The 11,418-nt window shown below is 68.1% G+C and carries 11 protein-coding genes; 5 read left to right on the forward strand and 6 right to left on the reverse strand.

Annotated features, from left to right (window positions below; translation table 11 throughout):
- Nucleotides 1–85: 85 nt before the first annotated feature.
- Nucleotides 86–2,200 carry a 3-hydroxyacyl-CoA dehydrogenase NAD-binding domain-containing protein gene (locus ABZ004_RS25955; protein ID WP_355683604.1) on the reverse strand — a complete coding sequence of 705 codons (2,115 nt, stop codon included), beginning with the start codon at nucleotides 2,198–2,200 and terminating at the stop codon, nucleotides 86–88.
- Nucleotides 2,197–3,402, reverse strand: coding sequence for a thiolase family protein (locus ABZ004_RS25960; RefSeq protein WP_355683606.1), 1,206 nt, complete (start codon nucleotides 3,400–3,402; stop codon nucleotides 2,197–2,199). The genes ABZ004_RS25955 and ABZ004_RS25960 overlap by 4 nt, the downstream gene beginning before the upstream one ends.
- A 199-nt stretch (nucleotides 3,403–3,601) precedes the next feature.
- Between ABZ004_RS25960 and ABZ004_RS25965 the strand changes: the two genes are divergently transcribed.
- From ABZ004_RS25965 to ABZ004_RS25975, 3 genes are read left to right on the forward strand one after another with little or no spacing between them, the layout of a single operon-like run.
- Nucleotides 3,602–4,273 carry a hypothetical protein gene (locus ABZ004_RS25965; RefSeq protein ID WP_355683608.1) on the forward strand — a complete coding sequence of 224 codons (672 nt, stop codon included), beginning with the start codon at nucleotides 3,602–3,604 and terminating at the stop codon, nucleotides 4,271–4,273.
- Nucleotides 4,274–4,330: 57 nt separating this feature from the next.
- Entirely contained in the window at nucleotides 4,331–5,014 is a 684-nt protein-coding gene (locus ABZ004_RS25970) for a dienelactone hydrolase family protein (protein WP_355683610.1), read from the forward strand.
- Complete coding sequence (locus ABZ004_RS25975) at nucleotides 5,011–5,499, forward strand: glutathione peroxidase (RefSeq protein WP_355683612.1); 489 nt, start codon at nucleotides 5,011–5,013, stop codon at nucleotides 5,497–5,499. The genes ABZ004_RS25970 and ABZ004_RS25975 overlap by 4 nt, the downstream gene beginning before the upstream one ends.
- A gap of 55 nt (nucleotides 5,500–5,554) precedes the next feature.
- Here the strand turns inward: ABZ004_RS25975 and ABZ004_RS25980 are convergent, their stop codons facing one another.
- Entirely contained in the window at nucleotides 5,555–6,436 is an 882-nt protein-coding gene (locus tag ABZ004_RS25980) for a class I SAM-dependent methyltransferase (RefSeq protein WP_355683614.1), read from the reverse strand.
- Nucleotides 6,437–6,516: 80 nt separating this feature from the next.
- On the opposite strand from ABZ004_RS25980, the gene ABZ004_RS25985 reads away from it, so the two are divergent.
- A complete protein-coding gene (locus ABZ004_RS25985) occupies nucleotides 6,517–7,251 on the forward strand; it encodes a DUF5995 family protein (protein ID WP_355683616.1) in 735 nt (244 codons plus the stop codon).
- On the opposite strand, the gene ABZ004_RS25990 is transcribed toward ABZ004_RS25985, so the two are convergent.
- Nucleotides 7,183–8,028: a hypothetical protein gene (locus tag ABZ004_RS25990; protein ID WP_355683618.1), complete on the reverse strand. Its 846-nt coding sequence runs from the start codon at nucleotides 8,026–8,028 to the stop codon at nucleotides 7,183–7,185. The two genes, ABZ004_RS25985 and ABZ004_RS25990, sit on opposite strands and share 69 nt — an antisense overlap.
- An 83-nt stretch (nucleotides 8,029–8,111) precedes the next feature.
- Between ABZ004_RS25990 and ABZ004_RS25995 the strand changes: the two genes are divergently transcribed.
- Entirely contained in the window at nucleotides 8,112–9,449 is a 1,338-nt protein-coding gene (locus ABZ004_RS25995) for a hypothetical protein (RefSeq protein WP_355683620.1), read from the forward strand.
- Here ABZ004_RS25995 and ABZ004_RS26000 read toward each other — a convergent pair.
- Together ABZ004_RS26000 and ABZ004_RS26005 are read right to left on the reverse strand one after the other, a co-directional pair.
- A complete protein-coding gene (locus tag ABZ004_RS26000; protein ID WP_355683622.1) occupies nucleotides 9,446–10,720 on the reverse strand; it encodes an HRDC domain-containing protein in 1,275 nt (424 codons plus the stop codon). The genes ABZ004_RS25995 and ABZ004_RS26000 overlap by 4 nt on opposite strands.
- Nucleotides 10,717–11,319 carry a DUF3000 domain-containing protein gene (locus tag ABZ004_RS26005; RefSeq protein WP_355683624.1) on the reverse strand — a complete coding sequence of 201 codons (603 nt, stop codon included), beginning with the start codon at nucleotides 11,317–11,319 and terminating at the stop codon, nucleotides 10,717–10,719. Before ABZ004_RS26005 ends, ABZ004_RS26000 begins: the two co-directional genes overlap by 4 nt.
- Between the last annotated feature and the right edge of the window lie 99 nt (nucleotides 11,320–11,418).

Here is an 11,418-nt window from a genome sequence, read left to right on the forward strand (position 1 = left end):
CGGCTGACCCACGAAACCGACTTTCGACCGCGGGCTGAGTGCTGGGGGTGGCCGGGCTTCCGGCTCCGGGCACCCCCAGCGGTTCTCAGGTGAGGCTCGCGACGCCCTTGGGGAGGAAGCGGGTGCCGTTGACCTTTTCGGCGATGCCGGAGCGGTCGAGGTACGGGGTGATGCCGCCGAGGTGGAACGGCCAGCCGGCTCCGAGGAGGAGGCAGAGGTCGACGTCCTGGGCTTCGGCGACGACGCCCTCGTCGAGCATGATGTGGATCTCTTCGGCGAGTGCGGTGAGCACCCGGCTGCGAAGTTCCTCGGCGGTCGACGGCTTGTCTCCGACGGTGATCAGCGCCTCGACCTCCGGGTCGACCGACGGCTTGCCCTCGGCGCTCCAGACATAGAACGAACTCTTGCCGGCAGCAACGACCTTCGCCAGGTTCTCCGACACCGCGAACCGGTCCGGGTACGCCCGGTTCATCGTCTCCGCCACATGCAGCGCGACCGGAAGCCCGACCAGCTGCAGCAGCACGAACGGCGGCATCGGCAGACCCAGCGCAGACAGCGCCTTGTCGGCCTCGACCACCGGCGTACCCTCGTCGACCGCCGCGCTGACCTCACCGAGGAAGCGCGTCAGCAACCGGTTCACGACGAACGCCGGTGCGTCCTTCACCAGCACGCAGGACTTCTTCAGTGTCTTGCCCACCGCGAAAGCAGTCGCCAGCGACGCGTCGTCGGTCTGCTCGGCGCGGATGATCTCCAGCAGCGGCAGCACCGCGACCGGGTTGAAGAAGTGGAACCCGACGACCCGCTCCGGGTGCTCCAGGTCGGCCGCCATCGCAGTGATCGACAGCGAACTGGTGTTGGTCGCAAGGATCGCGTCCGGCCGGACGATCTTCTCCAGATCGGCGAAGATCGTCTTCTTCAGCTCGAGCTCCTCGAAGACGGCCTCGATCACGAAGTCGGCATCCGCGAAGACAGCACGATCCACCGAGCCGGTGACGAGCGCCTTCAGCTGCGACGCCTTGTCCGGACGGATCCGGCCCTTGCCGAGCAGCTTGTCGATCTCGCCGTGTACATAACCGACGCCGCGATCCACCCGCTCCTGGTCGAGGTCCGTCAGCACCACAGGCACCTCGAGCCGGCGTACGAAGAGCAGCGCGAGCTGACCGGCCATCAGGCCGGCACCGACGACGCCGACCTTGCTCACCGGACGGGCGAGCGACTTGTCCGGCGCACCCGCGGGACGCTTGGCGCGCTTGTTCACCAGATCGAAGGCGTAGAGACCGCTGCGCAGCTCCTCGCTCATGATCAGGTCGGCCAGCGCCTCGTCCTCAGCCGCGAACCCGCGATCGCGATCGTTGTCCTTGGCTGCCGTGATCAGATCCAACGCCCGGTACGGCGCGGGCGCGGCGCCGCTGACCTTGAGATCCGCAAAAGCCTTGCCCCGGGCGACAGCCGCATCCCACGCGTCGCCCCGGTCGATCTCGGGCCGGGTAACCGTCACCGCGCCGGTCAGCACCTTGCTTGCCCAGAGCAACGACTGTTCGAGGAAGTCGGCCGAGTCCAGCAGCACGTCACCGATGCCGAGCTTGACCGCCTCGGGACCGCTGAGCATCTTGTTCTGGTTCAAAGCGTTCTCGACCACGACCTTGACGGCCTTGTCGGCACCGATCAGGTTCGGCAGCAGGAAGTTGCCGCCCCAGCCAGGCAGCAGGCCGAGGAACACCTCGGGCGTCGAGATCATCCCGGCCGCCACCGAGATGGTCCGGTACGACGCGTGCAGCGCGACCTCGAGGCCGCCGCCCAGCGCGACACCGTTGACGAAGGCGAACGACGGCTTGCCACCGTCCTGCAGCTTGCGCATCACGCCGTGCCCGATCTTGCCCAGGTTCAGCGCCTGCTCGCGATCGGTTAGCTTCGGTACGCCGGACAGGTCGGCGCCGGCCGCCAGGATGAACGGCTTGCCGGTGATGCCGATGGCCACGATCTCGTCGCGCGCCAGGGCCGCTTCGATCGCCTTGTTAAGCTCGGCGAGACCGCGCGGTCCGAAGGTGTTGGGCTTGGTGTGGTCCTGCCCGTTGTCGAGCGTGATCAGCGCCATCGTGCCGGCCTTGTTCGGCAGCACGACATCGCGCGACGGCGCCAGCGTGACGAGCTCGTCGTTCTCGATCTTGACAGCCTCGTCGATCAGGTCTTGCAGGCTCATGCCTCTGCCCCCTCGAAGTTCGGGTTCTCCCAGATGACGGTGCCGCCCATGCCGAGGCCGACGCACATGGTGGTCAGGCCGTACCGGACCTCAGGGCGCAGCTCGAACTGCTTGGCGAGCTGGTTCATCAACCGGATGCCGGACGAAGCGAGCGGGTGACCGTAGGCGATCGCACCGCCGTACGGGTTGACCCGCGGGTCGTCGTCGGCGATGCCATAGTGCTCGAGGAAAGCCAGCACCTGTACGGCGAAGGCTTCGTTCACCTCGAACGCCTGGATGTCGTCGATGGTCAGCCCGGCCAGCTTCAGCGCCTTCTCGGTCGCCGGGACCGGCCCGAAGCCCATCACCTCGGGCTCGACGCCGACGAAGCCGTAGGACACCAGCTTCATCTTCGGCTTCAGCCCGAGTTCCTCGGCGGCCTCGGCAGAGGTCAGCAGGGCGGCGGTGGCGCCGTCGTTGATACCCGCCGAGTTGCCCGCGGTGACCCGGCCGTGCGGCCGGAACGGGGTCTTCAGCTTGGCCAGGTCCTCCATCGTGGTGCCCGGGCGCATCGGCTCGTCGGTGGTCGCGAGACCCCAGCCGAGTTCCGCGGACCGGACAGCGATCGGCACCAGGTCCGGCTGGATCAGGTCGTTCGCGTAGGCCTTTGCGGCGCGCTCCTGGGAGGCGACGGCGAAGGCGTCGGTCCGCGCCTTGGTGATCGAGGGGAACCGGTCGTGCAGGTTCTCGGCGGTGGAGCCCATCACCAGCGCGCTGGTGTCGACCAGCTTCTCGGAGATGATCCGCGGGTTCGGGTCGACGCCCTCGCCCATCGGGTGCCGGCCCATGTGCTCGACGCCGCCGGCGATCACCACGTCCTGCGCGCCGAAGGCGATCCCGGACGCGAGGGTGGTGACGGCGGTCAGGGCGCCCGCGCACATCCGGTCGACGGAGTACCCGGGAGTGGTGTTCGGCAGACCGGCCAGCAGGGCCGCGGTCCTGCCGATGGTCAGGCCCTGGTCGCCGATCTGGGTGGTGGCCGCGATGGCGACCTCCTCCACCTTCTCCGGCGGCAGCGACGGGTTGCGCCGGAGGATTTCCCGGATGCACTTGATCACCAGGTCGTCGGCGCGCGTCTCGGCGTACAGGCCGGTGGCCTTGCCGTTTCCGAACGGGGTGCGGACGCCGTCGACGAACACGACATCGCGGATCTCACGGGGCACGAGGGCCCTCCTCTGGGGTTCAGGAGTTGGAGCAGCTCCGATGCTACCCGTCGGTAACAGAGCGGCCCACCCGCCACGCCTGTGCCGCTGCTCACAAGGGGTTGGCGCAAGCCGTGGCATCACGCGGGGATCAGGCGCATGCTGGTGTCAGGTACGTCACTGGAGCCGTCTAGACTCAGGTCGTTTCGCTGGAGCAAGCATGGACAAGCTAGAAATGAGTGTCCCGGTGCTGTCCCGGGGCAAACACCGCAACGCGCGCAAGGGCGCCTGCTTCATGGAGTTCGCCTCGTATCTCGCCGGCGAGCCCTGGTCGGACCACCCGGCCTGTACCCACCCACTGCTCGCCGGAGTCGCCCGCGACGTCAACGACTGTACGACGGACGCCGGGCGCGGCCGGCTCGCTCCGCTCATCCCGTCGGTGATCGGGCTGACACCGGACGACCCGCACGTAGTACCGCGGATCACTGCCCGGTGTATCCAGCACGCACTGCCGGTGGTGTCGCAAGAACGGCAGTACATCCTCGCCGTCGCCCTGCTCGTCGGGGAGCGGCAGATAGCTCAGCTGGACGGGCGTCCGCTCGACAGCATGGAGCCGGAATCACAGGCAGCACTGGAGGCGGTCCCTGCCGCTGCCAAGTGGGCCAGGACCTTCACTGCGAAGGCACACCGCAATCACCCGGACTACGGCCGACGTACGGCGCCCAGAGCGGTGTCCTGCGCGGTAGAGGGGATCTCACAAGCCTGCGTGCCGAACCCTGACGACAGATTGTTCGACCTCCTGAGCGCAGCGATCGCCGAAGCGGAGTACTGGATGCCCTATCAGAAGACGACTGTGGAGGAGGCTCCAAAGCAGACGACGCGAGCTCGTTAGGGCAGTTGTGGTGAGGTTCTCACGCCGGTGATCTACGCGCCGACGTAGGCTCAGTCTGTGACACTGGAGATCGATACCGGTACCGGCCTGATGCCGGCGCACATCTGGGAACCGCCTAGTGGCACAGGGCCGGCGATCCTGCTGCTGCAGGAGATCTTCGGCATCTCGGACTACATCCGGGAGCGTGCGGCGAACCTGGCCGGCCTCGGGTACTACGTACTGGCCCCAGAGCTCTACTGGCGCCTGGACGACACCGAGTTGGACGAGTCGGCACCAGACCTGCTCGATCGCGCGGTCGCTGTCATGCAGCGCCTCGACTGGGACCTGGCTGTCTCCGACTCGGTCGCAGCACTCGACTACCTGCGCAGCCGCGAAGAGGGAGTCGGCATCGTCGGCTTCTGCTTCGGCGGTGGACTCGGCTACAACGTGGCGGCCGTCTCCGAGCCCGACGTACTGGTGAGCTACTACGGCTCCGCCCTGCCCAGGTTGCTCGACCTCACCGTCGATGCACCCAGCCTGCATCACTTCGGCGAAGCGGACTTCTACCTGGGCGCCGACCTCGACCGGATCATCAAGAAGATCGACGGCCCGCGCAACGAGATCTACCGGTACCCCGGCGCGGACCACGCCTTCGACAACCCACTCCCTGCCTTCCACCACGCCGAGTCGTCGGCACTGGCCTGGCAGCGCACCACCGCATTCCTGTCCCGTCACCTCCCAACCGAACGAGGATCTCGATGAGCCTGTACGACATCCCGCTGCACACCCTGTCCGGCGCGGACACCACACTGGCCGACTACAAGGGCAAGGCGGTGCTGGTCGTCAACGTAGCGTCCAAGTGCGGCCTGACCCCGCAGTACGAAGGTCTGGAGAACCTGCAGAAGCGCTACGCGTCGCGCGGCTTCACCGTGCTCGGCGCGCCCTGCAACCAGTTCGGCGGCCAGGAGCCCGGTACTGCCGAGGAGATCGAGACGTTCTGCTCCACGACGTACGGCGTGACGTTCCCGATGCTCGACAAGCTCGAGGTCAACGGCGAGAACCGGCACCCGCTGTACGCCGAGCTGACCACGACCCCCGACGCGGACGGCGCCGCCGGCGACGTCCAGTGGAACTTCGAGAAGTTCCTCATCACCCCCGAAGGCACCGTAGCGGCCCGCTTCCGCCCGCAGACCCTCCCCGAGTCCGACGAGATCACCAACGCCATCGAAGCCCAGCTCGCCCACTGATTCCACCCCGTACTCCGAGCGCCGCACCCCTTGGGGTCGGCGCTCGGAGCACGTCTCAGGGCTTGCGGCCGGTGTAGACGGTGGTGGCGGTGAGGAGGAAGGCGTCGGGGCGGCTCAGGATGCCTTCGGGGGAGTCGGGGGCGAGGAGCACGGCGAGGGTCTCGCGGTCGTCCTCGTCCAGTGATTCGCTCATCACGTCCTGGTGGCGGGTGAGGTGGCCATGGAGGTAGGTGCGGCCGACGTCGCTGAGCGGTGCGGGCAGGTCGAGCAGGGTGCTGAAGCTGCCGACCGACGTGAGTCCCGCAGTCGTGAGCATCGAAGGCCAGTCCTCGACCACGGAGACACTGCCGGGCAGCTCGGCGCGCATGGCAGTGAACCAGGTTTCCTGGACGGCATCGAGGCGCGCCTGGAACCCAGGACGGCCGAAGCCGAGGTCGCGGGGGAGATAGCGCATCGGGAGGCCGGCCTCGGCGACGGCGAGCAGCCCGCCGGGTCGTAGTACGGAGGCAAGTTCGGTCAGCGCGGCCTGCTGGTCGCCTAGGTGATGGACGGCCTTGCTGCTCCAGATCACGTCCGCGGTGCCGAGCCTGCCGTCGTCCAGGTCCGGCAGCTCGCCCTCGCGCACGCTGATCGGGTGGCCGAGCCGCTTCCCGCGGGCGAGTGCGCGCTCCAGCAGGGCGGGAGTGGGATCGATCGCGATGACCTCGGCCGCCGGGAACGCCTCGGCCAGCACGGACGTCATCACGCCGGGTCCGCTGCCCACGTCGAAGATGCGCGTCGGCGAGTCGATCAGCGAGCCCAATCGAGTCGCCGTACTCCGCAGTGCCGGCAGACTCAGTTCGCCGTAGGCCTCCAGGTTGTCGGCCATGGCTTCCCAGTCGAGATCGGTGTCGTGACCGTGTCCGTGCCCATGACCCGCGGTGGTTTCTGTGCTCATGACGACGACCCTCCGCCCGGCGGGCGGCGTACCGCAACATCTGTTGCTGTTTCTGGGAAAACGGCTCGATACTGAGCGTTATGGAGGGGATCGCGCGGGTCGTTGCCGCGCTGCAGGAGCGGCTCGACACGCTGACACCGGCGGAGGAGCCGAAGCGGGAGTTCCTCGCGACGTACCAGCGGACGACGATCGCGGTCGCCCGGGCGGTCGAGCGGGGCGTGTTCGAGGATCCGGCGTGGGTCGAGGAATGGGATGCCGTCTTTGCCGACCTGTATCTGGACGCCTTCGACGCAGCGCGGGCCGGAGCCCAGGTTCCGCGTCCTTGGCGGCTCGCGTTCGACGCACCCGGAGATCTGGCGCCGCTGCGGCAGGTGCTGCTCGGCGTCAACGCGCACGTGAACTACGACCTGCCGCAGGCGCTGCTCGCGGTGATCCCGGTCGAGCAGTTCGCCGATACCGCGGTCCTGGACAGCAGGCGGCGCGATCACGAGCAGATCGACGGAGTACTTGCCGACCGGGTCGCGGCCGAGGACGCCGAGCTGGCGACCAAGTCGGCGCGAAGCCTGCTGGATCGTGCGTTGCGACCGCTCAATCAGGCAGCGTCCAAGCGGTTCCTGCGCGAGTCCCGGCGCAAGGTCTGGCACAACACGATCGAACTCCACCAGGCCCGCCTGATCTCCCCGGAGGCCTACAGAGTTCGACTCGCGGAGCTGGAGCTGCTGAGCGCGGCCAAGATCGCCGACCTACTAGCTCCCGGCCAGGTGCTGCTGCGGCTCGCTGTGGCCGGGTTCGGCGTGGTTCTGCCACCGCCGTGACCAGAGCCCTAGTGAGGCAATGAAAAGCACCAGGAACCCGATCAGCAGCGGCCACGCGAGCGGCTTCGAGGAATCGAACTGATCGTGCGCCCGGAGCGCCGCGAGCAGCATGAGGGCGACCATGATCACCTCGACCTCCAGCATCCGCTGAAGCGTCGACCAGCGGGCGTCGCGCAGTACGCCGAGCCCGGCACCGCCCAGGCACACCACGGCGCCGAGCGTTCGGCACGAGAGTGGAGTGAGCGTCCACGGCCACAGGTCCAGGAACGTCGATGGCGTGATGAACAGGGCGGCTCCCTGCACCAGGGCGACCACTCCGACGGTCGCGATCACACCACGGACCGCAGGAGAGAGCAGGTCGTCGCCGACGGCAACGGCGTACCGGCGGTTCGTCAGCCAGGCAGCGAATACCAGGACGGGTGCGGTGAAGTAGAGCGCCGACCAGATCCAGAAGGCCGCGCTGTCATGAGTGAACTTGTCCCAGTGCAGCACTGTGGCCACACCAAGCAGCGTGGCAAAAAGGGTGACCGACAGCAGTCCAGGCGCGAGCACACGCCATCGCCGCTCGAACGCTGCCCGGATCAAGAAGTAGGCGCCACCCAGGTACGCCGAAGCGAGGACCATCGCCGTCATCGTCGGACGCAGTGGCCAGGCCCAGAGGCGTGCGGTGTGCAGCGGGAAGAAGTACAGGATCACGAACCCGGCTAGCAGGAACGGAACGATGCAGAGCGAGAGCACCTTGGTGTACGGCAGTACGCGATCGTCCGATGTGTTCATGGAAAGCCCCCTACTCTGACGATTGACCCGGAGGCGTCGGCCAGTCAAGAGGCGAACGATTACGGAGCGCTTAGGCTGGTGTTGTGGCTCACGTGATCGTTGTCGGCGGCAGCATTGCGGGGCTGCTTGCAGCGCGGGCAGTAGCTGGGCATGCTTCGTCAGTTGCAGTGCTGGAGCGTGAGCGGCTGACGGATGACGTCGTACCGCGGGGGCATGTGCCCCAGGGGCGCCACCTGCATCTGCTGCTCGCAGGCGGGCTGGCGCTGCTTCGCGAGTGGTTCCCTGGCATCGGGGAAGAGCTGGAGTCGCTAGGAGCTGTGCCAGTGGGCGGTCAAGACGCCTGGGTCTTCCAGGGCGGCGCCTACCGCGCTCAGGGCGACTGGGGACCGCCAGTGCTCTGCCTGACAAGGCCACTACTCGAGTACGTCGTGCGCGCTCGGGTGGCCGTACTGCCCAACGTGACGGTCGAGGACGGCGTGCTGGTCGACCGGGTCGTCGTCGACGGGCAGCGGGTGACAGGTGTCGTGGTGAACGGTGTCGAGCGGCCGGCGGAGCTTGTTATCGACTGCTCGGGGCGAAACTCGCGCATTGCCCACGACCTGGCGAAGTCGGGTCGGCTCGAACCCCCGGTCACTCAGATCGGGATCGACATCGGCTACGCGTCGTTCCTGATGCAGCGGTCGCCCGGTGACCTCGACGGCGGTTTCGTTGCCTGCGTGGACAATCCGGGCTCCTTCCGGGGCGGCTCTGCGTTGCCGGTGGAGGGGGAGCGTTGGCAGGTCACGCTGGCAGGCGTACATGGAGATGTGCCACCTGCCGACGAGGAGGGCGTCCGCTCCTTCGCAGGGTCGTTGCCTAGTCCCGCTATCGGTCAGCTGATGGATCGTTGCACGCGGGTGTCCGAGATAGCGACGTACCGGTTTCCATCCAGTCAGCGGCGGCACTACGAGAAGACTCAGCTGTTGCAGGGGCTTGTCACTCTCGGGGACGCGTCCAGTAGTTTCGACCCGATCTACGGCCAAGGCATGTCATCGGCAGCGCTGCAGGCCGCCGCACTGGAGCGCGTCGTGCAGTCTGTCGGGCTGCAGTCGCCAGAGCTCCCCAGGAAGTTCCATAGCAAAGCTGCACGAGTCATCGACGGGCCCTGGCGCATTGCGGTCGGTGGAGACTTCGGACATCCGGCCACTGTTGGCGTGAGGCCACGCGGTACCGCACAGCTCAACAGCTACATCGCGAAGGTCGTCCGGGCAGCGCATGTCTCCGTGCCGGTGGCACGTGCGTTCAACGGAGTCCTGCAGTTGGCTGTCCCGCCCATAGTTCTCCTGCGCCCAGACATACTCATCCACGTACTACGCGGCGCCCGGCACTCCCCAGTCGCAACAGGAGCCGAGATCCGCCACCCCCGTGTCGGTGAACTCTAGTCCAGCTGCTCGGGCGCGGCTGGTGCTTCGGTGGCGATGGCGTCGGTGAGGACTTCGGCCGTCATCGCGATCTGCCATTCCCGTGCGTTGTGCTCGCGCAGGAACTTCGTGACCGCCGCAAGGTCCGCATCGGCCGGCGGAGTCCAGGCCAGCCGCCGGATCGTGTCGGGGGAGAGCAGGTTCTCGGTCGGCAACCGGTGCGCCTCGGCGATCTCGCTCACCGCCGATCTTGCCGCGGACAACCGGGCGGCGGCATCGGGGTCGCGATCGGCCCAGGCGCGGGCCGGCGGCGGACCGTCGTACCGGGGTCCTTGTTTGGGCAGCTCGGATTCCGGCAGGCGGCGCGCGTGGTCGATCGCCTCCCACCAGGTCCGCATGTGCCGGTGCGCTCCGCGGCCCTTGAACGCGGTCAGCTTCTGCAACGTCTCCCGGTCGGCCGGCATCGCGGCCGCGGCCTCGACGATCGCGGCGTCCGGCAGGATCCGGCCGGGGGAGATGTCGGCGGCCGCGGCGATCTGGTCGCGGGCCTCCCACAACGCTCGCACCACAGCCAGGCTGCGACGGTTCCGCACCCGGTGCATGCCCGACGTACGACGCCAAGGATCCGGCTTCGGCTCGCGCGGCGGCGCGGCCAGGATCGCGGCGAACTCCTGCTCGGCCCACTCCCACTTGCCTTCGCGACGGAGCTCGGCCTCGATCTCGTTGCGCAGCTCGATCAGCATCTCGACGTCGAGCGCGGCGTAGACCAGCCAGGGCCCGGGCAGCGGCCGGGTCGACCAGTCCGCCGCCGAGTGCTCCTTGCGCATCTTGTAGCCGAGGACTTCGCTGACCAGCGACGCGAGCCCGACCTTCGGGTAGCCGAGCAGCCGGCCGGCGAGTTCGGTGTCGAAGACCTTGCGCGGCACCATCCCGACCTCGGCCAGGCAGGCCAGGTCCTGGTTGGCGGCGTGGATGATCCATTCCGCGTCGACGATCGCGTCACCGAGCGCGGACAGGTCCCCGAACGGGATCGGGTCGACCAGCGCCGAGCCGGAACCCTCGCGGCGCAGCTGGACCAGATACGCGCGATGGGAGTACCGATACCCCGACGCACGCTCCGCGTCGACGGCAACCGGTCCGGTGCCGGCCCGGAACGCCTCGATGACCTCGGTCAGGGCGTCATCGGTCTCGATGACCTCCGACAGGCCGTCGCGCAGTTCGAGGAGTGGCAGGTTCTCGGTCGGGTCGTCCGGGACGGGCGGCGGCTCCTGCTGGGTCTCGGCCGGGCTCATCTGCCCCGCTGACCGCGCCGGGTCGGCATCGCGACGACGCCCGGCGGAACCGGCGGCAGGCCCGCCGCAGTACAGAGCACTTCACCCCACGCCTCGGCGTGCTGGGTCACGTCGATCGAACCGTCCGCGCCCGGCACAGGACTCCAGGACGCACGGATCTCGATCTCCGCCGTCGCGTCGTCATCGGCCATCCCGCCGAAACTCTCCGATACCACCCGGGTGACGGTACCGCTCGGGGCCAGGAAGTCGGCACCCCGGTCGGTCAATGCCTCGATCAGCCAGGTCCAGCCCACGCCACCGAGCAGCGCGTCCGTCACCATCTCCGGCTCGACGGCAGCGCGCACGTACGCGACACAGCGGAAGGTCGACTGCCAGGCGTCGTTCCCGGCCGGGTCGTAGAGGACGACCAGACGGCCGGTGGCGACATCGTCACCGTCAACCGTCACGTCGGCGCTGACCGCCGCCGCATGCGGTGCGATCCGCTGCGGTGCGGGCATCTCCTCGACGAAAACCTCGGGCCGGAACCGGGCTTCACGCAGTTGCGTCAAGGCCTCGGCGAACTCCGCGGGTGGCGCGTCGACCTGCTTGCGGGCACCCATGCTTCGCAGCCTACGACTGATTACTCACCGACGCCGGTGACGACGCGCCGGTGACAGCATCCGGGCATGGGATCATCGGTCCTGTGCCCGTGACGCAAT

The organism is Kribbella sp. NPDC006257, from assembly GCF_040613535.1.
Classification (GTDB): domain Bacteria; phylum Actinomycetota; class Actinomycetes; order Propionibacteriales; family Kribbellaceae; genus Kribbella.

Bases quoted from the DNA above. Each gene is read 5' to 3' on its own strand.
- ABZ004_RS25955 (WP_355683604.1), bottom strand. From the start codon at position 2,200: ATGAGCCTGCAAGACCTGATCGACGAGGCTGTCAAGATCGAGAACGAC.
- ABZ004_RS25965 (WP_355683608.1), top strand. From the start codon at position 3,602: ATGGACAAGCTAGAAATGAGTGTCCCGGTGCTGTCCCGGGGCAAACAC.
- ABZ004_RS25975 (WP_355683612.1), top strand. From the start codon at position 5,011: ATGAGCCTGTACGACATCCCGCTGCACACCCTGTCCGGCGCGGACACC.
- ABZ004_RS25980 (WP_355683614.1), bottom strand. From the start codon at position 6,436: ATGAGCACAGAAACCACCGCGGGTCATGGGCACGGACACGGTCACGAC.
- ABZ004_RS25985 (WP_355683616.1), top strand. From the start codon at position 6,517: ATGGAGGGGATCGCGCGGGTCGTTGCCGCGCTGCAGGAGCGGCTCGAC.
- ABZ004_RS25990 (WP_355683618.1), bottom strand. From the start codon at position 8,028: ATGAACACATCGGACGATCGCGTACTGCCGTACACCAAGGTGCTCTCG.
- ABZ004_RS26000 (WP_355683622.1), bottom strand. From the start codon at position 10,720: ATGAGCCCGGCCGAGACCCAGCAGGAGCCGCCGCCCGTCCCGGACGAC.
- ABZ004_RS26005 (WP_355683624.1), bottom strand. From the start codon at position 11,319: ATGGGTGCCCGCAAGCAGGTCGACGCGCCACCCGCGGAGTTCGCCGAG.